The sequence below is a fragment of the Pseudotenacibaculum sp. MALMAid0570 genome (genome assembly GCF_040151415.1).
Classification (GTDB): domain Bacteria; phylum Bacteroidota; class Bacteroidia; order Flavobacteriales; family Flavobacteriaceae; genus Polaribacter.
In genome coordinates this window covers 362,227-385,696 of record NZ_JBDKWF010000050.1, presented here as the reverse complement: position 1 = coordinate 385,696, position 23,470 = coordinate 362,227, and the positions used below count along the sequence as shown (strand labels likewise).

General features: G+C 32.8%; 16 protein-coding genes. 1 reads left to right on the top strand and 15 read right to left on the bottom strand.

Features of this window, described 5'->3' with window-relative positions; all coding sequences use genetic code 11:
• The 6 genes from AAON49_RS14025 to AAON49_RS14000 all read right to left on the bottom strand — a co-directional run bounded on the left by AAON49_RS14025 (position 1) and on the right by AAON49_RS14000 (position 10,724).
• Positions 1-216, bottom strand: a complete 216-nt coding sequence (locus AAON49_RS14025) for a hypothetical protein (protein ID WP_349555476.1) — start codon at positions 214-216, stop codon at positions 1-3.
• 247 nt (positions 217-463) lie between these two features.
• Positions 464-1,003: a hypothetical protein gene (locus AAON49_RS14020; RefSeq protein WP_349555475.1), complete on the bottom strand. Its 540-nt coding sequence runs from the start codon at positions 1,001-1,003 to the stop codon at positions 464-466.
• A gap of 12 nt (positions 1,004-1,015) precedes the next feature.
• Positions 1,016-5,017 (bottom strand): DUF6443 domain-containing protein, encoded by a 4,002-nt coding sequence (locus tag AAON49_RS14015; protein WP_349555474.1) that lies wholly within the window; start codon positions 5,015-5,017, stop codon positions 1,016-1,018.
• Between the two features lie 5 nt (positions 5,018-5,022).
• Positions 5,023-8,592: an RHS repeat protein gene (locus AAON49_RS14010; protein ID WP_349555473.1), complete on the bottom strand. Its 3,570-nt coding sequence runs from the start codon at positions 8,590-8,592 to the stop codon at positions 5,023-5,025.
• 205 nt (positions 8,593-8,797) lie between these two features.
• A complete protein-coding gene (locus AAON49_RS14005) occupies positions 8,798-9,028 on the bottom strand; it encodes a hypothetical protein (protein WP_349555471.1) in 231 nt (76 codons plus the stop codon).
• A gap of 115 nt (positions 9,029-9,143) precedes the next feature.
• The gene (locus AAON49_RS14000; RefSeq protein WP_349555469.1) at positions 9,144-10,724 is read right to left on the bottom strand and encodes a vitamin K epoxide reductase family protein; all 1,581 of its coding nucleotides are present in this window, start codon (positions 10,722-10,724) and stop codon (positions 9,144-9,146) included.
• A gap of 419 nt (positions 10,725-11,143) precedes the next feature.
• Between AAON49_RS14000 and AAON49_RS13995 the strand changes: the two genes are divergently transcribed.
• On the top strand, positions 11,144-11,347 hold the full coding sequence (locus tag AAON49_RS13995) for a hypothetical protein (protein WP_349555467.1): 204 nt from the start codon (positions 11,144-11,146) through the stop codon (positions 11,345-11,347).
• Between the two features lie 6 nt (positions 11,348-11,353).
• On the opposite strand, the gene AAON49_RS13990 is transcribed toward AAON49_RS13995, so the two are convergent.
• From AAON49_RS13990 to mraY, 9 genes are all read right to left on the bottom strand, one after another.
• Entirely contained in the window at positions 11,354-13,054 is a 1,701-nt protein-coding gene (locus AAON49_RS13990) for a helix-turn-helix domain-containing protein (RefSeq protein ID WP_349555466.1), read from the bottom strand.
• Between the two features lie 160 nt (positions 13,055-13,214).
• Entirely contained in the window at positions 13,215-15,107 is a 1,893-nt protein-coding gene (gene ftsZ / locus AAON49_RS13985; protein ID WP_349555464.1) for a cell division protein FtsZ, read from the bottom strand.
• Between the two features lie 36 nt (positions 15,108-15,143).
• The gene (ftsA, locus tag AAON49_RS13980) at positions 15,144-16,469 is read right to left on the bottom strand and encodes a cell division protein FtsA (RefSeq protein ID WP_349555462.1); all 1,326 of its coding nucleotides are present in this window, start codon (positions 16,467-16,469) and stop codon (positions 15,144-15,146) included.
• Positions 16,470-16,474: 5 nt separating this feature from the next.
• Positions 16,475-17,200 (bottom strand): cell division protein FtsQ/DivIB, encoded by a 726-nt coding sequence (locus AAON49_RS13975; RefSeq protein WP_349555461.1) that lies wholly within the window; start codon positions 17,198-17,200, stop codon positions 16,475-16,477.
• Positions 17,197-18,543, bottom strand: a complete 1,347-nt coding sequence (murC, locus tag AAON49_RS13970; protein WP_349555460.1) for a UDP-N-acetylmuramate--L-alanine ligase — start codon at positions 18,541-18,543, stop codon at positions 17,197-17,199. The genes AAON49_RS13975 and murC overlap by 4 nt, the downstream gene beginning before the upstream one ends.
• Positions 18,540-19,640 carry an undecaprenyldiphospho-muramoylpentapeptide beta-N-acetylglucosaminyltransferase gene (gene murG / locus AAON49_RS13965; protein ID WP_349555459.1) on the bottom strand — a complete coding sequence of 367 codons (1,101 nt, stop codon included), beginning with the start codon at positions 19,638-19,640 and terminating at the stop codon, positions 18,540-18,542. Before murG ends, murC begins: the two co-directional genes overlap by 4 nt.
• 78 nt (positions 19,641-19,718) lie before the next feature.
• The gene (locus AAON49_RS13960; protein ID WP_349555458.1) at positions 19,719-20,906 is read right to left on the bottom strand and encodes an FtsW/RodA/SpoVE family cell cycle protein; all 1,188 of its coding nucleotides are present in this window, start codon (positions 20,904-20,906) and stop codon (positions 19,719-19,721) included.
• A gap of 2 nt (positions 20,907-20,908) precedes the next feature.
• Entirely contained in the window at positions 20,909-22,243 is a 1,335-nt protein-coding gene (gene murD, locus AAON49_RS13955; protein WP_349555457.1) for a UDP-N-acetylmuramoyl-L-alanine--D-glutamate ligase, read from the bottom strand.
• Positions 22,244-23,470, bottom strand: coding sequence for a phospho-N-acetylmuramoyl-pentapeptide-transferase (gene mraY / locus AAON49_RS13950; RefSeq protein ID WP_349555456.1), 1,227 nt, complete (start codon positions 23,468-23,470; stop codon positions 22,244-22,246).

Genomic DNA, 23,470 nt, shown 5'->3' with positions numbered 1-23,470 from the left:
TTATAGTAAAATAAATACTAAAGCCAAAGTAAAGATAGAAACTTGAAGAATTGCGGCAGTTTGGCTGCGTAGTTTTTCGTGTTGGCTTAAAAGAGAGTTTTTGATTTGTGATACTGACTCTGATTTCATATCACGTGCACTTTGTCTGATTTCTTCTTTGTAAGCAGACGTTAAAATTCCTCTCTCAATGACTCGTGGATGGGCTGTTGATTTCATGTTATTTATATTTAAAGTTTAATGGTTAATTATACTAAATAGACGCTCAAGAAGAATCTTTGTTACATACTCTCAATCATTTAAGACTTCTTTAACGATTATAAAACACAAAAAACCCAAGAGTTTTTCAACTCTTGGGAAATTGCTATTGTGCTTCAGAAAGCACGGTTCACGTATGAAATTTTAATGACTATCTATTTTCCATTTTCTATACAAAACATTCGTGTGGAAACAAGATAGATTAAGGTCATTTTTGGTTGGAAATAGAAATTAATTCACTTGAGAAAAAACTCATTTTTTCTATTTCTATTAACCTGAATAAGGAATAGCCATCTTGTTTGTGATTATCATCAATATTACTAATGACAACATTAGTATCATCAAAATCTTGAATATACCCTATAAAACTTCTATTAAATATTAAGTCTATGCAACACAAAAAGTTTTGTTCCTTAGATAGTTTAATAGCTTTATCAAATCGAAAATTATCAGATAATGATTTCTGAATTTTTAAATGAATTTCTGAAATATTTTCTTTTACTAGGGAAGATTTCCTTTTTATATAATCATCCTCAAATTCAATACAATAAATGTATTCTATTAATAATATTGAAAAACCATCGTAGTTACCCTCAGGACTAACTTTTTTCAATAAAAGGAAATCATCATCAAAAGAAACTACTATACCCATTGAAAATTTATCAACATTTTCTTGATCTGAGTATACACTGACGAATGTTCTATTCTTTATGGATTTATTAAGTATACTCTCAAATATTTTTTTCATTTTTATTCTTTTTTAATTATTATTTTCAAAAAAAGGAATTATAGGAATTATTTCTTTCTTTTTATTTGGGTTTTGTTTCCAATTTGGTTTTTGTCTCTGCTTTGTATTACCTCTCCCTGGTCTAGGTTTAGTGTGCTTATCATTAGTCTTCTTTTTACTTCCCCTTCTTTTTCTATGAGATGCAAATTCATAGACAGCATCACCAACAAATATTGTAGCAACTGCACCTATAACTACTAATACTGGTATAGCTACATCATCAAGTACACCTACTACAGTTGCATCATCTAACAGTAACAGTCCAGCAGCACCAAATGCAAAATTAGCAGTCTGGCTTTCTCCATCATCTACCATAGTAGATGTTACATGAGCAATCTGACTTGTATTAATTCCACTAGCTTCAAGTAATGCAATCGTAGCTTCTGTCTTTGTTACAGTTCCATCACTATTAAACATAAAGATAACTCCATTTTGATCTTCTGCCAAAAATGATGCACCAATGTATGTTCCATCTATTCCTAACCTTACAAGATCTTCCTGACTTTTAACTCTATCGTCAAAAACAAGATCGCCATTTTTGTTTTCATACCAATCTGCTAATACTGGTCTACTATCATTTACAAATCTTCTAGGCTTTGGCTCCTCATCTAAATCAATTTCCTCTGGCATCATACCACTAGGATCTGAGAAGAAAATAGGGTTATTAAATGAAAAATTATAAGGAGAATGCCTTTTTATTAACTCTGTAAGCTGATCTATTTGCATAAACCTTCCTAAACTAGCATCATACCCTCTCCAATCCATCTCATACAAATTCAGCCCCAAAGATTCCTCCAACTCAATACCGTTGTACTTGTATTTCTGCGCTACAGAATTTCCGTTCGCCGAAACTATATTATTATACCCTTTATGCTTCAAACCAAAAGGATAATAATTGGATTCTTCTATGATCTCAGATTGCGAAATACTTCCATTTCCATTAGTATCAGCATAACTTAAACGTACATTTCCTAAATGATCTTTGTATTGGAATACATAACTAAATGTACCGTTTTCATTTTTTACATATCCTTCTGCATGGCTAAAGAATTGTAAGACATTGTTTTCATATATATAACCACCTGCATAATCTGTAGTTGTCGTTGCAATTCCATAGCCAGATACTACTTTCCTCTGTTTAACTCCGGTAGCGTCGTATATATAATTAATAGAAGCTAACTGACTAGGAAATGACACTTGTGTAGGGAGGTTCAAATGATTATAACTAATTGCACCAATACCTTTATTCGAATCAGAAACCATGTTTCCATTTGCATCATAATTGTACTCTGTAGTTGTATTAGCTCCATCCTTAAATCCATATGTAATATGACCACTGTCTGAAACTTTAATGAGCTTGTTCCCAGAATCGTATGTATAGTTTAAGTTATCCATAATTCCAAAAGTAGTGCCCAAAGCATTGGTATGTCCTTTTCTTTGTAAGTTTATAATATTTCCATTCTTGTCATAACTTACAGATGTTAAGTTATAATTTCCAGTATTATCAACTCCACTTAAGATTCTGTTTAAGGCATCATAGCTAAAAGTATAAGTCTTAACACTACTATCAGTATTTAAGGTATTCCAACTTGTCTGGGAGATGTTTCCATTATACAAAGCAGTTCCGTTAATCGGATCGTTATAACGAAGGGTGAAATTAAACAAGTCATTGTCATTATTTGCATCTTGGTTAATGTTTTTCAACCAACCTCTTACATTGTAAGCATAATCTACTGTTTGTAATCCATCCGCATCAGCCTCTAATCCTCCTACTCGTTTGCTAGTCAATTGACCTAATTCATTATAAGTATTGCTTACAATCACTTCTATAGGTTTGTTGTTCACTTTTTGTGTTTGATTTACCAATCTTGTTGCATGGTCATAGGTAAACATGTCTACGGTTGTAATCGTTGCTTGACCACTGTCTGTCTTGTTATGTGTACTGGTAGTTTCAAGAATTTTTCCTGCAAAATCGATTTCTGTTTGTGCAATGTCTGTTGTATTTAAATAATCATTTTTACTAGATACATAAACAGGTCGTGCTTTGTCATCATATCCTGTGATGGTTGTAATCCACTTATCTGTTACTCCTAACACTTTAATCTTACTAGCGGTTGTTAATCCCTGTGTTCTGGTTGTTAATGTCTCTCCATAATTGGTTGTACTTGGGTTGTTTATATCTCCATCCCAATAAACATAACTATCATAATAGTTAATCGTATATACATCGTAATAAGGGATATTGTTAGGGAATGCATCATTAGAATAATAGAATAAAGTTCCTGGAATATAAATTGTTCCCATAAATGATTCACTTACTACTGAAGAACCATCTGCAGAAGTTTGCACAGAAGTTCTTGTTCCATTGTCTTTGTATATACCTGTTAATATCACTCTTCCATATTTGTCATACTTGGTAAATAGCCATTCTTTGGTAGATTTTGCTCTTTGAATAGCATCTTGAGTCAATATAGGTCTATCAAGTTTGTCATAGACAATGTATTCCCATCCTTTTCCTGGAATCTTCTTTTCTACCAAACGATTTCTTGAATCGTATTGATACTGGTAGCATAACTCATTTAGTTCAGTGTTATTTGGAATATTGATAGTAGCCTCTGCTTTAGGAGGTAACACAAAACTTAGATTTCCATAATCATCATACACATAATATGTATCATGTTTCTGATTGTTATTATACGTTCTCTTTAAAATGACTTGACCTTGAAGATTTTTAAACTCTTCAGTAGTCCTGTCATTTCCACTCGTATGATTTTCATCTTTCGTAATAATCTTGAAAAGTTCACCAGCAGCATAATAACTTGCTCCACCAGTAAGAGTTGGCACATAGTTTGAACTTAAACTTACGCGATACAAACGAACTTCATTTGCATCATTCGATGTATACTCAAACTTAATCTCATGACCATTTCCTAACTTCCAATCTTCACCTGGCGCTGCTTGTTTATAGACTCTATTTAAGGGAGAAGCTTCCAATTCCTTTTCAGAATATGGATTGACATTGTTAGTAGGAATGTTTACAAAGTCATCACCATAATTGATTTTGTAATAGGTTTTTATTTTCCCTAATGGATCTATACTCTCATAAGCACCAGTATTATTGGCAGAAGCATAAGGTAAAAAATCTTTGGTTTGTCTTCCATAGGTATCATACTCAATATGCGTGATAATATCTTTTTGCGTAGCACTTTGTTTGATTGCTACATTTTGTATAGGTCTACCTAATCCGTCAAAGTATGTTACATTTTTAATTGCGTCTGCATTTGTGTTTAACTGACTTATGTTTGTTATTTCTACTTGAGGAGTAATAGTATACACATAATTTTCATTACTCAAATTGACAGAAGTCTGACATGATGGTAAGCTTACAGTTACTGGTGTTGCAATACTCCATTCTCCTGATGTATCTCTAGCTCTGATATAGTAAGTACCATTGCTTGTCACGTTATAATTACTCGTAGAAGGATTTGCCATACTAGTTCCAGAAGCATTGGTTCCTTGCCAATACCATGTATCTCCTAAAGGAATTGGTCCTGAAGCGACTAAGGTAGCTGAGGTGCAAGTTACATTTGTTATATTAGGTGTTGGTGGTGGCAAGGGCCCTAAGTTAAAAACCACAGTAACACTATGATTATCTATTAATGATCCATAATTGGATGCCGTTACCACATATTTAATAGAATGTGTACCTGAACTTGTCCAATTGATTGTCGCTGATGTATTGTTCTGCGATTGTACAGACCCTCCTCCACCGATTACAGACCAATTGGCCGAAGTAATCACCAAGCCAGGTGAAGTAGTAATGGTATAATTTTCCGAACTTCCTACGGAAGAATTTGTGGGTCCGTTAATGGTAACCGTTGCCAAACTTCCGCCTCCTTTTTGCGCATGCATTGCTTGAAGGGTTGTTAGTATTAGCAAACAAATCCCTAAAATTTTAAATATATTCTTTTTCATGGCTTTTAGTTTTTATAGTGATACTGATTTTCGCTCACGATTTTCCCATATGCATCTTTCACTTGCTTTAATCGATGGAGATCATCATATTCATAATAGACTGTTTGCCCTCTTGGATCCGTAATACTAGTCACACCAACCAATGGGTCATAGGTAAATGTAGTGACCATTGCATTCGGAAAAGCAGCCCTTAAATTTTGCAATGCCTGACGTAAAGCACCTTCATCTCCTAGATAACTAATACTATTATTTGCATTTACCGTATCTATTGTTCTATCATCATCATTATTAGACAGGTTTTGAATATTAGTAACATAACTTGATATTTGAGAATACGTAGCATTTTCGATCTTTGCTACAGGGACTGTTTTATCATAACCCCAGATGTAAGCTATTTGTGTTCCATCTTTTTTACGAACCTGTTGTAAATTTCCAAACTCATCGTAAGAGATAAAATCAATTTCATTCGCTTCAATTTCACTACCCTTATATACTTCTATATTAATTGGCTGAAAATTATTAGTTGTTACTTGATTGAAAATAGTTTTTGTTTTTGACAACAAATTTGTATTTCTATAACTCTCACTGTATACAGGAACTTCTATAATATTCTTTGCCACCATTTGATCAAAAACGAGTCGTTCGCTTGAAGTGAACTCAGTTGAAGGCTCATTGTAAGGATAATACATCTTCTCCTTTAGAGTGACCAAACTACCAGCTTCATAAACTTCAGTTGTTTGTTCTGCAAGTCTATTTTTAGAGTTATAAGTGAAATTATCAGTAGATGTTACAGTATGAGATAAACTAGCCCCATCATAGAAATACTGGTTCTTAATTACTTCTTTAGGAAGCATAACTCCTTTACGATGGTTGTAAGTGGTGCTGGTCATATCTGGATTGATATTATAGCAAGTACCTAGTCCATAAACTATGGTCGCAGGTCCGCACATATCTGGACTATTGACTACAATCTGATTTTTATATTGATAAAATGTCTCGTAAAGTTGATTCCAAGGACAACTATAGCTCTGAGCTTCATAGGTCATTAATGAAGATTCAACAATTGAAGAAACGTTGTGATAATCATAAACCTCTTCCTGTAATTTTTTAGGAGTTAACTCATTTAAAGCCTTTTCTAAAAAGGTTTCTTTTTTCCTTAGAACTCCTCTTTGGTAATCTAAATTTTCATGCGGTTTGAAAGGGTAATTTGCCACACCTGATCCAACTTGAACTTGTATTTCTCGCGGAGAATCGTAGGTAAATAATTGACTCCCGTTACCTGATTCCTTTCTTAAAACATATTTATAACCTACATAATTCCCTTTCGTATTTGATGTATAAATAGCGCTAATATCTCGTGTTACTGTATAATTAACCGATCCTGGCACTATGGTTACAGATGGATTCAAAGTCACGTTACACGTAATATCTGTAAAAAACGGATGACTTTTTGTTTTTGTATAGCTCCTTGAGTTAGGATTTATTTCAAAAGAACCACTTGAAATCAATTCTTGTGCAGTTCCACCAACAATTCCACCATGATCCAAATGTGGATTATCCATATACACATAGCTTACCTTACGCTTTTCAACTCCTTCATCAGTAAAGAGAATATCCTTAATACGAATTCCTCCTCCTCTTTTGCTAGCAGTATTGAACTGAAAGAAAGAATGGTTGATCGTAAAATTGATGTTGATAAATGTAGGATCAAAATGAAAGGCTACTTGTGGAGTTGTAAGCTCAATAAAATACCATCCAGCAGAAAGACCAGACATTGTATTATTATTAACTAGGTCAAGTTCTTTCACTACTCCATTTGTGTCGTACTGAAAATCATTGATATTATAATTACTATAATTGATAGGACTACTAGTTGGGTTTGTAATATTTACACCTGGCTTAGGCTCAGCGGCATGAAAGCGCAATCTGTGTTTACTTGAATTTGCGGCACTTCCACTCGAGGTGATATTGGAATTCACCATCATTCTTTGACCAACATCCATGTAAATTAGGTAAGCTCCTGAAGAAACTTGCGTATATAAATCTATACTCAAAGATCCCATTCTACCAGCTCCAACTCTATTTTCTGGAATCGTAGCTGGATCTACCTGTACGGCTCCTTGATAACCAAAACTGTTACTCTCAAACACGAATTCTTTTTTGCCTCCTGTTGGATAAGTAATAGCACTAATCGCTCCTGTTGTAGCTTTGCTAGGGTCTGCTAAAGAAATGAGCGCATATGGATTATCAGAATCTTGTCCGTTATAGTAACCCCAAGCATCTTGATGTACATCATCAAAACCTGGGAGTTCGCTCATGTTATTATATTCTAGAGTATATGTAAGATTATCTGACCCAAAAACTTCCTTTACTTGAGTTAAAAACATTCTATTATTGGAAGTAGTTTGGTAGGTAAATTCTACTTTTTTGTTTTCTGATCCATCAGGTTCGAATATTTGAATTGATTTTAATTTTCCTCCTGGGATATACCCCCACAAATCCATTCCATATTCTGGGTGTCCCGAAGGGTCTAAATTATATTTCACTTTCGCTCCATTCCTAAAAGTTACTTCATTCACATATTTTTGCTTGCTCTCAATCGTCTGGCTCGAATAGACCGATTTTGGGAGCAGCATACCTTGATTAGCAGTCTCAATCTGATTATTATTAGCATTGCTAAGAGTTCCTTGTACAGCATTGAAAGTAGCTGTATATGGAGTGTGATAGTTTTCTTCTACTATCTGATAAGTGAAATTACACAGGTCTTCACCATTAGGCTGTTCAATTCGATCTATATACCAAACATTCGGAACATCATTAGTTCCCATATAATCTCCAGTAGCATTTGAACTACTACCATTTTGACTTGTTGTAGAGCTTACTGATATAATTCGATTCTCATTATGCTCTACAAAAATGTATTTATAACCCTTGGTATCAATAATCTCGAATTGAGTAACCTCAAAAGTTGTTGGATTATAGGTTAGATTGATCTTATCGTTAGTGTCAGATTCTGTAATGACAGCCTTTAAAGCTCCGAATTCTTTGATTATAATAAATCTACCTGATCCTCCTAGATAACTATATTGATATAAATCTTGATCCGCATCCCAGCGATCTGAATTCTTTCCATAGGCAGAATTCCACAAAAACTCTTGTTTTTGATCATTATTCAAGGAGTTAAAATGATAATAGTTATTGTGTAAAATCCCCTTTCCTTTCAATGGGTGATTTAAATCATCTGGCAACCCTTTTATTGTTCTGGTTATAGTTCCTCCAGTAGCCATGGAAAATCCTGTTCCTGTCCATCCAGAACGTTCATCAACACGTAAGGCCTGTGTATTATATCTTAAAGCAATTGGATAGGATAAATCTTTGCTAATCGAAATATTTCCTAAAGGAATGGAAATATTAGGTTGTCCTGTATAGTAATCTACAGGCACTTCTTCAAATCGCATCAAGCTGGCCGCACTTGGTGGTGGTGGCACAACTTCTGGATAATCTGTAGGTGAGCTTTGCCCAAAACAAAACCCCGTCACACCTATAAGTGCGACCCATAAAATAAGTCTTTTCATAAAAGATTTTTTTAGTATTAAACAAACAATTTTTTGAAAAAAGAAAGTGACTCATAATGCTAATTAACACATCCTTAAGTCTGAATAGTTCTCTAAATTTTGAGAAAATTCATAGCAATTTTTTTCTTTTTCATAACCAGAAAGTTTTTCAATTATAGAATAAACTCACTGTAATTCTTTTTCATAGCATTTTTCAACTCGTTTCTTAGCTGCAAACAACATTTTGCCAATAAGAATCGCAAACGTGTCTACATCTACCTCCTTGAGCTACAAAGGGCCAACGACAATCTTCAACACTATTGTCTCCATAGTTTGAAGGACTATCCGAAAGTGGATCTAGATGAGGAACAGTACTAAGGTCTAGACCTCCTCCATTAATCTCCTTTTGCTCTGTTTTGCTCAAAGCTTTTCCAATACTTAAAATTGATTTTTTCATTTCATAAAATTTTAAAATTATCTTTTCATAGCGATCCTTTAGAGACACTCACTATTTTATGTCTATTCTTCTCGAGAGAATACTTTTATATTATTCATTTTCATAAACTTATCTTTTATTCATTATATTCTTCATGCAATTCTGGCATAAAGAAACCTAAGTCATTTTTTTCGTACTCTTTTGGGTATCTATAACCATTAATGAGTATGGTTGGTGTAAAATTCAGCTGGTTTTCTAAACACCATTCTATCTGACCCGACAACAATTCCTTATATATTTTCAGGTCAACTGTTTGATCACTCCATTTGACTATCCAGTCTTTTGGAGATAAATCATTATAAACTTCATGTAGAGCTGCCATACTATTTTCTTTTCCTTTTGTAATATGAAGATGAAATATGGTGGCAGTAATCTTAAAAACATCACTATCTGCATTAGAAAGATCGATATTAAAACGGATGATAATTTTAACGTCCTCATCATGTTTCTTTAAAATCTCTTCAACCATTGTATGTACTGGCTTACAATGTCTACAAAAGGGATTTGTGATGATTACAATCTCTAGTTTAGATTCTACGTTCCCAAAAACAATTTCCTCTTTGGTTTGAAGTACAGTATTTACTTTGGGCTTACTTTTTAATAGTGTATAAAATAAATTGTAATTTCTTCTAAACTTAAAGGATTCTAATTTGTATGATTTATTCTCAATAGCTTCTATATATTTTGGTTTTACTAAACTCCAGATAGAGAAACTGCCAAAGAAGCTCATAAGAATTATAAGAAAATCGATTAATTCAAAATCAACATTTGATGAAAATGGTCTTAAAAAAAGAGAGATGCCTGCCTGTATCCATAATACAGCTACGATACTTATACATAATATGCATCGCACTTTTACAGTAAAAGCTTGATAATAAATCGAATACAAAGTTACAGGAAGAACTAGGAGACTGGTAAAGTATAACAATTGTAAACTTTGCCCATTTATAATAAATAAAAAGGCACCAATCGTAAAGCCTGAGAAGTAGATAATGCTTAAATCACTTAATGCATACAATTTAAAAAGTCGAGCTCCATTAGAGGTTAATACTGTGTTGCAATCTTTTTTACCTGAACCTGAAGGACAGAAGGCATCTCCAATGATATTTTTAATTCCAAATTCTTGTTGTAGAATTAAAATACTTATAAGAACTCCAATCATGGATGCTAACAAAACTGTTTTATCTAACACATTTGTACTAGAAATACTAACAACCATTAAGAAGCTTATCATAGCAATGATAAAACCTATTGTTGTGTATAGGTTTTTAGAAGGAATTATTTTTTTGTTGTTTTCTTGCTTTTCTACTGCCAATATAACGCCCGTAAAAACCTTTATAAAGTCTCTGCAAGTAATTGTCTTTGTACTCCCTTCTGAATTTGTAAGTCTATATGAATTGTTATATTTCTCAACAAGAAATAATCCTTGGTTTTTTTCATTCTTAAATTGTCCAATAAAACTTTTTGGTAATAGCTCCAAAGATTCTTTGGTGTTCGGAACTCTAGCTGCTATATTGTTAATATTGAAATGATTCAATACACCAGTAATTGCATATAGGCTAGGATAAGACGGATGGCTTTGAATTTGAAAAGATAACTCTTCTTTATCAAATTTAATCCCATTATTTCTTAGTAATAAACTTGCAATCTTTTGCATATGAAATAGTCTTAAGGTTTTAATCTAAAATTCATCATAGATTTTTCCAAACGAACACTTCAAATGTAATGGCTATTTATAGGGTAAAACAAATACTATTCTTGTAAATTTATAAATTTGAGGTGAATTTAATCAGGTTTAAAATATTGGTTTACAGTTATTTAAAATTAAATAATCAATAATTTAAGAAGTTCAAATTCATCCAGTTTTTCATAGGTTCTCTTATAATCATTTCATTACTGATTTAATGAGTTTTACTAACAGATTTTAGTAAATTTATAAATTTGAGCAAGCAGAAAAATATTCAAGTGTTTGATTTACAGATATTTATATTTTCATGTGAGTTCAAACTCTTTTAATGATGTAATTCGCTTATAAAATTTTAATAGGTTTGCTCAGAACTTTAAAAAAAAGATATTATGAATTTTAAAAACTTAGAAGCACACCGCTTAACAAAAAAAGAATTGAAAAATGTTTTTGCAGGTACCGTAACTGATTGCGAGCCTGGACAAACTAGAGTAGGTAAAGATGGATTAATTTGGGTATGTAGCCCTACTTGCGAATGGGTATTACCAAATCCAGACGATGGCGATGAAGGTGGTCAAAGCGGACATGGAGTTTAATTCCATTTATTTTTTAATTTCCTTTAAGTATTGAGAAGGGGTTACTTTTAGTATTTTCTTAAAATTCGCGTTGAACGAATTCACACTTTTGTAACCCGCTTCTTGTGCTAAAGCATCAATTGTATAGTTCTGTAAACTTTTTTGTTTGTTAATCTTTTTAATGATGCTATTAATCCTCAACCTATTGCTATATTCTGCAAAGGTTATATCCATGTATTCATTCACAGTTTTAGAAAGGTAACTAGAGTTAGTTTGAAGCTTTTTAGCTACTAAATTTAATGTATAATTAGGTTGTTGAAACAATTCTTCTTTTTCTAAAGCTTTTAACTTCTCAAGTAACTTAAGTGCTCCTTCATCAGATAGACTTGATGTTTGTTTCGAAATTGTTTGCTTAGAAACATCCTTTTCTAATTGTTCAATTCTTAAGTGGAGTTTACTAATATTTTCTTTATCTCTTCTCTTCGCATATATAAAGTAGCCTATAAGAAAACTAACAACTATAACTGAAATAAGCAAAGTATACAAGTAAAGTTTTTTTTCTTCTTCTTGGGTTTGATATTTTTTCTGATAATCTTCTATTTCCTTTTCTCTTTTATCAAGATGCACCATATCATTAATCTTAAGATCTGATTCATGCTTTGCTTCATAATATTCTTTTAATTTTTCTCTCGACTTTGTTCCATATTCATATGCTTTATCAGAATCTCCTTTTTTCTCATAAATCCTATATAGATAAAAATAAATATCAGAATTAATTGTTATTCGATTGTAATCAGACCACATATCACTCTTAACATGCCTTAAAAATGTTGCTTCAGCTTCGTCATAATTTCCTAAATAAAAATCACATTCTGCAATACGGAATATTGATTGTTCAGCCTTCTTAATATTGTCATCCTTTTTATGCAATTCTACTACTTTGTTATAGTAATTTTTAGCTATACTATATCTTTCTTTGAAGTAATTAATTTCGCCGTATAGCCCTAATATATAACTGTTATAATCAGATATCTTATAACTTTCCGAGTATTTTTTCGACATAGAAATATATGTCTGAGTAGAATCCAAGTACGAAAGGTATTGCTCTTTATCTGCTTGATATAAGTTTAATGTACGGCTGGCATACTTTACTAGTTGTCTTACATATTCCTTTTTTAAATAATTGCTCTTAGAGAAATTGGGTGATTTCTTTATTTCATTTAAAGAAGATTTACATATGGCTATAGCTTCCATATGCTTGTTAGACATTGAATATGCTCTACCTAAAGAAGAATGAATTTTTAATTTAAAAAAAGAAGAGCAGTTATTATCACATAACTTCATTACATCATTTAAGATTTCAATGGCTTTTACCAACTCTAAACTTACTACAAAACGCAATCCTTTTAGGTAGATAATATTCGCCTTGAGTTCAATTATTTTTTTGGAATCAATTTTATTTAGCTCTGCTTCAGCCTTGTTGAAAAGCTCATCAGCTAATTTATATTTTGATTTTAAGGCGTTGATGTATGCTTTTCCAGCATATCCAAATGCTTTTTTTTCAGAACGAATATCACTTATCAATTCATTACAAAATACTAATGCACTATCCTGATTTTTTGTATAGAGTTTGTTATACGTAGATATAAATGGATATTTACTATTCTCTTGCGAATGAGAGAATGCAATGAACATTAAAAACAAGATTGTAATGCTTATCTTTTTCATAGATGAAATTAAACGTATAAAAATTATTGGAGTACTTTATCTATTTTCCTAGCTTCACTCGTAAATTTATCAAAAAAAATAATATTAAACATATAAAAATGAAAAACCGCATTTAATATAAAATTAAACACGGCTTTATTAGGTTGGGGTCAATTCTTTTCTAATCTACATTGTCATGTAAAAAAGAATTGTTAGACCTTAATTGTATATCTTCATTATCATCGGTAGATAATGCTGTTTTAGATTTGCTAATTGCAGCATCGGTAGCATCTAAATCTACTCCCATTCTTTTATAAGCTGGTTGACGCTCTATTTCGTCAATGTTATTATTCATTTGGTCTGTAAATTTATAATTGAACCCTTTCATTTTCTGACGTCTTTCTTCGGCTCTTTTTTGTAATTCTGCAATCGTTAAACTCAAAGGAGAAACTTCTTCACTTTCAGTTTCAATCTCATTAATTTCTGCTTGAGGTGCTGTAGTTTTTAATTCAAATTGTATCTCATCTTCAGCAACTTCTTCTTTTTCAATAGAAGAACTTTTACTAATAGTTGGCTCAATATCAAAATCTTCTAAAACAAAACGTTTTTCAACAACCTCTTCCTCTTGTGCCACAACTTCAATAGCATCTTTTACTTCTAAATCTAAGACATCCTCTGTAAGTTCAAAAAGAGTTGTTGTTTCGTTTGGAGTTACTTCTTCGTAACTATTTAATGGAAGGTCAAATAACAAATCACCTGATATTTCTTCTGTTACTTCTTCGATCACTTCTTCTTTTTGTGGAGTGACATTTGTAATTACAAAATCTTCTTCGACTATTTCTTCTATAGCAATCTCATCGTAAGTAACCTCAATGTTTTTAATCAACTCTGTTGTTGGAATTAAATCCATTTTAATTTCTTCTTCTTCAGAGTCGTCTTCTAAAACGTGAATAATCTTTTCTTCTTTTGAAACTGATTCTTCAATTGTTGGTGTTTTACTCACTAATTTTTCTGAGAAATCATAGGTAGCTTTTTGATCTTCTTCTAGAGTATGAATAATTTTCTTTGCTTCAGTATTGGTAATATTATTCTGCTGATCTGCCGCAAAACCTGTTGCTACTACAGTTACAGATATATCGTCTTCTAACTCTACATCTTCACCAATACCCATTATGATATTTGCCTCGAAACCGGCTTCTGTTTGGATGTAGTCGTTAATTTCTCCTATCTCATCTAACGTAACCTCATTAGTTCCTGAAACAATTAATAGTAATACATTTTTAGCTCCTGTAATTTTATTATCGTTTAATAATGGAGAATCTAATGCTTTTACAATAGCATTCTTTGCTCTATTGGTTCCTGATTCTCTTGCAGATCCCATAATGGCAGTTCCACTATTAGACAATACAGTTTTTGCATCGTGTAAATCTATGTTTTGTTTGTAGTGATGTGTTATAACTTCAGCAATACCTCTTGCTGCGGTAGATAAAACCTCATCTGCTTTAGAGAACCCAGCTTTAAAACCTAAATTCCCATAAACTTCTCTTAGCTTATTGTTGTTAATTACAATAAGCGAATCTACATTTCCTCTTAGAGCATCAATTCCTAATTGAGCTTGTTTTGAGCGCATTCTTCCTTCAAATTGAAATGGCATTGTAACGATTCCTACCGTTAAAATATCCATGTCTTTAGCAATTTTAGCAATGATTGGAGCTGCTCCTGTTCCGGTTCCTCCTCCCATTCCAGCGGTTATAAAAACCATCTTTGTTTGGGTATTCAACATTTGTTGAATCTCAATCATACTTTCTTTAGCAGCTTGTTCTCCAACTTCAGGGTTGGCTCCGGCTCCAAGACCAGAGGTTAGATTGGCTCCTAGCTGAATCTTGTTAGGGATAGGGCTATTTTCTAATGCTTGGGCATCAGTATTGCAAATTACAAAGTCTACACCTCTAATATTTTGAGTGTACATGTGATTTACTGCATTACTTCCACCACCACCTACTCCAATTACTTTAATAGCATTGGATTGTGATTTTGGCATGTCAAATAAAATGTTATCAAATTCTGCGCTCATAATAACGGTTCTATTTATTTTGGTTGTTTATATTTTTTATTCTGCGTTATCTAAAAATTCTTTTAATCCATCAGTGAATTTTTCAAAGAAGGATTTTTTCTTTGGTTTTGGAGCTTCTTCTATAGACTTCTCTTCTTGTTCTGTCTCTGCTTCTATAGCTGTTGCTTCAGCTTCCTCTTCAGCTTGTTTTTCTTCACGGGCATGGTTTTCTAATCCTTCCATCAACAATCCAACTGCGGTTGCATAGGATGGGCTTGACAATGCGTCATCTGAATCTCCTGCTAAATGTTCATTTGGATATCCAATTCTTGCATCCATTCCAGTTATGTATTCTACCAACTGTCTTAAATGTTTCAACTGAGAACCTCCTCCTGTTAAAACTATTCCAGCAATCAACTTGCCTTTTTGAGTTTCATGCCCATAGTTCTTGATTTCTAGATACACATGTTCTATAATTTCCTGTACTCTAGCATGAATAATTTTAGAAAGGTTTTTTAGTGTTATTTCTTTAGGTTCTCTTCCTCTTAATCCAGGAATAGAGACAATCTCTGTTTCTTTATTCTCTCCTGGCCAAGCAGATCCGAACTTAATTTTTAATAACTCTGCTTGTTTTTCTATGATAGAACAACCTTCTTTGATATCTTCTGTGATAACATTTCCTCCGAATGGAATTACTGCTGTATGACGAATGATTCCATCTTTAAAGATGGCTAGGTCAGTTGTTCCTCCTCCTATATCAATTAAAGCAACTCCAGCTTCTTTTTCTTCTTGACTTAATACAGCTGAGGCAGATGCAAGAGGTTCTAGAGTGATGTCGGATAAATCTAATCCAGCACTCTTAACACATCTTCCTATATTTCTTATGGATGATACTTGACCTACAACCACATGAAAGTTGGCTTCTAGTCTTCCTCCGTACATTCCAATAGGTTCTTTGATATCTCCTTGACTGTCTACTTTAAATTCCTGAGGCAATACATGAATAATCTCTTCTCCAGGTAACATCACCAATTTGTGAACTTGATTTACCAAGTTTTCTATATCATTTTCATCAATTACTTCATCTGCATTAGATCTAGTAATGTAATCGCTATGATGTAAACTTCTGATATGCTGACCTGCAATTCCTACCACAACATTCTCTATCTTATGTCCGGAAACACTTTCAGATTCTTCAACTGCTTGTTGAATAGACTGGATGGTTTGTGTAATATTACTTACAACACCTCTCTTAACTCCTAGGCTTTTTGCTTTACCAATACCTAAAACTTCAAGTTTTCCGTACTCATTTTTGCGACCTATCATTGCAACAATCTTTGTTGTTCCAATATCTAAACCGACAGCTATTTTATTGTTTTCCATCTCTATTATTTTACACCAACAACTTGGTTGTGATATTTAATGTTTATGGTTTTGTATTTATGTATCGTACTATCTAAAAATGTTTTGTTGTAAAACGCTTTTAGTTTTCTAAATTTTTGGTCTAATTCTGTCAATTCTCCTAATTCTACTTTATAATTTCCGCTTCTAACGGTCAATAAGCACTCATTAGAATTGTCAAAATGAATTCCAATTATCTCTTTCTTTAAAAAGTCATCTCTGATTATTTTTTCTAACAATCGGTTGACTTCTCCTAAATCTTCGTCTTTTTTTACCCCTGTAATCAATGGAACTCTGGCTGAATAATTTTCCGACAGAGGCACTTCTACTCCTTGTGAATCAAGGTAGTAGGTTTTGCTACTAGTGATTACTCTAGCAACAGGTTTTCTTTGTTTGATAAGAGAATTCAAAACTCCATCGATTGTGATAAAAAGGGATGCTTTTTCGATGTAAGGATTTTTTAATACCTCTTTTTCTAAACGATATAAATCTATTACAGATTTTGCTTGGTTTTCAACTGCTTCATTGTTTTGTATTAACAATTTATTAACCATGGCATGTGTTAGGAAATTATTCTCTTCCGATTGAAACTTCACTTCTATTTTCCGAACTATTTTTTCACCATTTCTAACGTTAGAAAAACTGTACAAAAACCCTAAAGATCCTAATAGAATCAATAGCAAAAGATATTTCAATGTCTTTTTAAGTTTCATACTTTTTCTGTTGAATTGAGTTGATTTGTCACCTCTTCGATCATAACTCCAATATCTCCGGCTCCTAACATCGCTACAACTTTAGCTTCTGACTTTTTAATTTCTTCTACTAAATTTCCTCTGGATGTTAATTTTTTATTTTCGTTTCTAATTTTTTCTAATAACCATTGGGAATTTACTCCATCAATTGGTAATTCTCTAGCGGGGTAAACATCTAATAAAAGAACTTTATCAAATTTTGCTAACGACATAGCAAAACCTTCTGCAAAGTCTTTTGTTCTAGAAAATAAATGCGGTTGAAAAACAACCATGTTTTTCTCTTTCGGATACATTTCATCAATCGCCTCATAAACTGCATTAATCTCTGTAGGATGGTGTGCATAATCATCTATCAGGACCAATTCATCTGTTTTGATTTTATAGGAAAATCTTCTTTCTACTCCTTTGTATGTTTTTAGAGACTTTTTAATTTCTTCTAAAGGAATTTCGTAAGAATCTGCCATAGCTAAAGCTGCTAATGCATTCATCAAATTATGTTTTCCTGGTAAAGAAAACTCTACATTTTTAAGAACTTCTTTTGTTGTTTTTACATCAAAAACATAGTTTCCGTTTCGGATGGTAACATTTTGAATTTCATAGTCTGCTTTTTCTTCTACTGCATAGGTAATTCCATCTATATCAATTCCTTTTGCGACCAATAATTTTGAGGAAACCTTATCAGCAAAATCCTTAAAGGATCCTTGTAATTCTTCATGATTTCCATAGATATCCAAATGGTCTGCATCAGTAGATGTAATACAGGCAATATTTGGAGATAGTTTTAAGAAAGATCGATCAAATTCATCTGCCTCAACAACGCTTAATTTGTCACCACCTAAAATTAGGTTAGATTTATAATTCTCTGAAATCCCTCCTAAGAAACTGGTAGCATTATAAGGCTGCAAAATATGGCCTAAAATAGATGATGTTGTTGTTTTTCCGTGTGTTCCAGCCACAGCAAAACAGAACGAATCTTCTGTAATCATTCCTAGAACTTCAGCTCTTTTTAAAATTGTAAAACCTTCATCTTTAAAATAGTTAAGTTCTTTATGATTATCTGGAATTGCAGGTGTATATACAACTAGCGTGTTTGTCTTTTGTTTAAAATCTACCTCAATAAGGTTTACATCATCTACAAAATGAATTGAAGCACCGTTTGCTTTTAACTGATCTGTAATCTTAGTAGACACCTTATCGTATCCTGAAACTTTTTTTCCAATTGCATAAAAATATCTTGCTAGAGCACTCATTCCGATTCCTCCGATTCCAACAAAATAAACATTATGTACTTGTTTCAAATTCACAGATTCAATAGTTTTTCTACTTGATTAACAATTTGATTTGTTGCGTTTGGCAACGCCAATTCTTTAATATTTTCACTCAGGCTTTCTTGTTTTCCTTCATCCTTAATGAGTGTTTCAAAAAGGATAGGAAACGTATCTAACTCACTTTCTCTTAATAATATTGCTGCATGTTTATCGGCAATAGATTTTGCATTTTTCGTCTGATGATCTTCTGCTACATTAGGAGAAGGAATAAAAATTGTGGGTTTTCCTACGATGCATAATTCTGAAACAGAACTTGCCCCTGCTCTAGAAATAATTATGTCTGCTGCTGCATAAGCTAGATCCATTTGATTGATAAAAGCGTGTACGTGTACATTCTTTTTCTCATCGTGTTGTTTGTACTGATCGTAGTACAACTTTCCACATTGCCAAATTAACTGCACTTCTTGTTCTTCGAAAAATGGAAGGTTCTTTTCTATTAACTCATTTATTTTTCTAGCTCCCAAGCTTCCTCCTAATATCAAAATTGTTTTCTTTTTTTCTTTCAGGTCAAACAGCTTTACAGCTTCTTTTATTTTTTCTTTTACATGAATGGAAAGTAAACTTGCTCTAACTGGGTTTCCTGTTTTGACTACTTTTTCGGCAGGAAAAAAACGTTCTAGATTATCGTAGGCTACACAAATTATTTTGGCTTTCTTTCCAAGGTGTTTATTAGTAATCCCTGGAAAAGAGTTCTGCTCTTGAATTAAGGTAGGGATTCTTTTTCTGTGAGCAGCCATTAAGGTAGGGCCGCTAGCAAAACCACCAGTTCCAATAGCTACATCGGGTTTGAATTTCTTGATGATGCGACCTGCTTTCATCAAACTATCAATTAGCTTGATAGGAAACATCAAGTTTTTTAAAGTGAGCTTTCTTTGAATTCCTGAAATCCATAATCCTTTTATTTCATATCCTGCTTGCGGTACTTTTTCCATTTCCATTTTATCCTTAGCTCCTACAAACAAGAAATTTGCATCTGGATATCTTGCTTTTAACTCATTAGCAATAGCAATTGCAGGATAGATATGTCCTCCTGTTCCGCCACCGCTTATCAATATGTTAATCGATTGTTTCATACAAACAATAACAGTTTTATGATTAGGTTGTATGGAACATTGCTTTTAAGCTCTCCAACAAAAAAATGATATGTTTCTTTACAATGTTTCATGCAAAATATCTAATGGATTATCATCTAAAATTGATTCTTCAGTTTCTTCTTTGGATGCACTTACACTTAAAATCATTCCAACAGCAAAACACGTCATCCAAATAGATGTTCCTCCACTACTAATAAGTGGTAATGTTTGCCCAGTAACCGGAAATAAATTTGTAGCTACAGCCATATTAATACAGGCTTGGAATATAATTGGCAATCCAACTCCAATAACCAACAGTGTCCCAAAAATTGTTGTTGATTTTCGCACTGTAATAAAGATTCTAAACAGCAATAGGAAATACACAAAGACAATAAGAATTGCCCCAAATAAACCATATTCTTCAACTATAATTGCGTATATAAAATCTGAAGAGGATTGTGGTAGAAAGTTTTTTTGTACGCTTTTTCCCGGTCCTCTTCCAATAAGCTCTCCAGAGGCTATAGCAATTTTTGCTTTTTCAACTTGATAGGCTTCTGTTCCTTCGGATGGCTTCCAAAAGCTTTCAATTCTTTTTTCCCAAGTACTTACTCTATTAGGCATAGCATCTGGAAATGCTTTAGCTATTAAGATAAAAAGAGTAAGAGCTAATATTCCTGTTCCTAAAATATAACCAATATATTTTAATGGGTATCCTCCTATAAATGACACTATTAAAATCATCATAAAAATGATTGCCGTTGTAGAGAAATTCGCTGGCAAAATCAACATTAAAATCAACCCAACTGGTAGCCATAATTGCCATAAGCTTTCTTTAAATTTGATCTTAACATCTTTGTTTTTGGCCAAATATCTTGCTACGTATACCATTAACACCAATCCAGCCAATGTAGATGTTTGAAACCCAATTCCTACAAACGGAATTCGTATCCATCTACTTGCATTGGCTCCTCCAATAGTTGTTCCCTGTGCTAAAGTGTAAATTAATAGCACAAATACAACTGGCAACATTAATACAGAACCTCCACTAAAATATCTGTAAGGCACTCTATGTACTCCGTATATAATGGCAAACCCCATTATTAATAAAACGACATGCTTTAAAAGATATCCAAATGTAGAACCCCCTCCTATATTCACTAAGTTAACACTAGCGCTATAAATAGGCATAAAAGAGAAAATAGCTAACATAGCTACCAACGCCCAAATGGTTTTATCTCCTTTAATATGTCGTAATAAGCTTTTCACTTTTATAAACTTCTTACTGCTTTTTTAAATTGACGACCTCTATCTTCATAGTTTTCAAACAAATCAAAACTTGCACATGCTGGTGATAACAAGACTGCATCTCCTTTTTGAGATAACTTATATGCTACTTTCACTGCTTCTTCTGCTCCTGCAGTTTCAATCATCATTTCAACTACATTAGAAAAAACCTGTTTTAGCTTTTCATTATCTTCGCCTAGACAAACGATAGCTTTCACTTTTTCTCTCACCAAAGGCAACAAATCTCCGTAATCGTTTCCTTTATCAACTCCTCCTACAATCCAAACTGTTGGTTTTTCCATGCATTCTAATGCATAAAATGTAGCATTTACATTGGTTGCTTTAGAGTCATTGATAAATTGAACTCCATTCACTTTTTGAACATTTTCTAATCGGTGTTCTGCACCTTCAAAGTTTGTCAAACTATCCTTGATAGATTGGCTTCTTACATTTAACAACTGTGCTGCTAAAGTTGCTGCCATTGTATTTTTTACATTGTGTTTTCCTTGTAATGTTAGCTTAGAAATGCTCATACTAAATTCTTCTGTATTTAATCTTGTTATTATTTTGTCTTCTCTTAAAAATGCTCCATACTCTAATTCCTTTTCAATAGAAAAAGGAACCAATTTTGCATAGGGCAAGTGTGTTTGTAATCCATGATTTATAACTTCATCATCTGCATCATAGATCAAAAAATTGCTTCCATCTTGATTCATAGTAATCTTAAATTTTGAAGCGAGATATTTATTAAAATCATAATTATATCGATCCATATGATCTGGAGTAACATTGGTTATGATTGCGATATGTGGTTTAAAATTCACAACTCCATCTAACTGAAAACTACTAATCTCTAACACATAATTTTTGGCATCTTTCTCAGCTACATGTTGCGCAAAGCTGTCTCCAATATTCCCTGCAATACCTGCATTTACTCCTGCTTCTTTTAACAAGTGATGTGTAAGCATTGTGGTTGTAGTTTTTCCATTAGAACCCGTAATTCCAATTAAGGTAGCTTCTGTATATCTTGAGGCAAATTCTATTTCAGATATGACTGGAATTTGATTCTCCACCAATTTTTCTACTAGCGCTACTTTTTCAGGAATTCCTGGGCTTTTCATAACCAGATCAGCATTTAAAATCGATGATTCTGTATGCCTCTCTTCTTCAAAATTTATCTTATGATGTAAAAGAACTTCTTTATATTTTTCTTTGATTTTTCCTTTGTCTGAAACAAAGACATCAAATCCTTTTTTCTTTCCTAATATGGCGGTTCCAACCCCGCTTTCGCCACCACCTAAAATCACCAACCTTTTCATCTATCTCAACTTGAGGGTCACAATTGTGAATACCGCCAAGAGAATTCCTACAATCCAAAAACGGACTACAATCTTACTCTCATGGTATCCTAATTTTTGATAATGATGATGTAAAGGCGACATTTTAAAAATGCGCCTACCTTCGCCAAATTTTTTCTTCGTGTATTTGAAATAGGAAACCTGTAACATCACTGAAAGGTTTTCTACAACAAAAATTCCAGCCAATATTGGCAACAACAATTCTTTACGAATTGCAATAGCTATTACTGCGATAATTCCTCCAATTGTTAAACTTCCTGTATCTCCCATGAATATTTGAGCAGGATATGTATTGTACCATAAAAAACCTATTAAAGCTCCTGCAAATGCAAGGATATACACGGTCATTTCTCCTGAATTGGGTATATACATTACGTCTAGATAATCTGAGAAAATGATGTTTCCAGATATCCATGCAAAAAGCGCTAGAGCTATTACTATAATTGCTGACGAACCAGTTGCTAATCCATCAATACCATCAGTTAAATTGGCTCCATTTGAAATTCCTGTAACTATAAAAATGGTAACAAAGATGAATACAATCCATCCATATTTTTCATATCCATCTCCTAAAAAGCTTAGGAAGTTTGAATAGTCCAATTCATTATTCTTTAAGAAAGGGACTGTAGTTTTTGTTGATTTATGAGCTTCTCCAAAAATCTTTTTTCTTCCATCTTCTTGCACTATTTGCTGATCTACTGGTAATTGCTCTTTTATAGTCACTCCTTCATGGAAATACAACATTGATCCTACAATTAATCCTAATCCAACTTGACCTAAAATCTTGAATCTTCCTTTTAAACCTGCTTTGTTCTTTTTGAACACTTTGATATAATCATCTATAAATCCGATTAATCCCATCCATACAGTTGTTATCAAAAGAATGATTACATAAATATTATCTAATTTGGTAAGTAAAAGCACGGGAATCAACGTAGAAAAAATAATAATCAACCCTCCCATAGTGGGTGTTCCTGCTTTTTGCGTTTGCCCTTCTAATCCTAAGTCTCTAATAGTTTCACCTACTTGTTGTTTTCTTAAAAAGTTGATGATTCTTTTACCGTAAATAGAAGAAACCAACAATGCTAAAATGAACGCAGCAGCAGCTCTAAAGGTGATGAATTGAAATAATCCAGCTCCTGGGAAATTAAATTGAGATTCTAAGTATTCAAATAAATAATACAGCAT

Bases quoted from the DNA above. Each gene is read 5' to 3' on its own strand.
- ftsA (WP_349555462.1), bottom strand. From the start codon at position 16,469: ATGGAAAACAATAAAATAGCTGTCGGTTTAGATATTGGAACAACAAAG.
- mraY (WP_349555456.1), bottom strand. From the start codon at position 23,470: ATGCTGTATTATTTATTTGAATACTTAGAATCTCAATTTAATTTCCCA.
- AAON49_RS13975 (WP_349555461.1), bottom strand. From the start codon at position 17,200: ATGAAACTTAAAAAGACATTGAAATATCTTTTGCTATTGATTCTATTA.
- AAON49_RS14000 (WP_349555469.1), bottom strand. From the start codon at position 10,724: ATGCAAAAGATTGCAAGTTTATTACTAAGAAATAATGGGATTAAATTT.
- ftsZ (WP_349555464.1), bottom strand. From the start codon at position 15,107: ATGAGCGCAGAATTTGATAACATTTTATTTGACATGCCAAAATCACAA.
- AAON49_RS13995 (WP_349555467.1), top strand. From the start codon at position 11,144: ATGAATTTTAAAAACTTAGAAGCACACCGCTTAACAAAAAAAGAATTG.
- AAON49_RS13990 (WP_349555466.1), bottom strand. From the start codon at position 13,054: ATGAAAAAGATAAGCATTACAATCTTGTTTTTAATGTTCATTGCATTC.
- murG (WP_349555459.1), bottom strand. From the start codon at position 19,640: ATGAAACAATCGATTAACATATTGATAAGCGGTGGCGGAACAGGAGGA.
- AAON49_RS14020 (WP_349555475.1), bottom strand. From the start codon at position 1,003: ATGAAAAAAATATTTGAGAGTATACTTAATAAATCCATAAAGAATAGA.
- AAON49_RS14015 (WP_349555474.1), bottom strand. From the start codon at position 5,017: ATGAAAAAGAATATATTTAAAATTTTAGGGATTTGTTTGCTAATACTA.
- AAON49_RS14025 (WP_349555476.1), bottom strand. From the start codon at position 216: ATGAAATCAACAGCCCATCCACGAGTCATTGAGAGAGGAATTTTAACG.
- AAON49_RS14005 (WP_349555471.1), bottom strand. From the start codon at position 9,028: ATGAAAAAATCAATTTTAAGTATTGGAAAAGCTTTGAGCAAAACAGAG.
- AAON49_RS14010 (WP_349555473.1), bottom strand. From the start codon at position 8,592: ATGAAAAGACTTATTTTATGGGTCGCACTTATAGGTGTGACGGGGTTT.
- murD (WP_349555457.1), bottom strand. From the start codon at position 22,243: ATGAAAAGGTTGGTGATTTTAGGTGGTGGCGAAAGCGGGGTTGGAACC.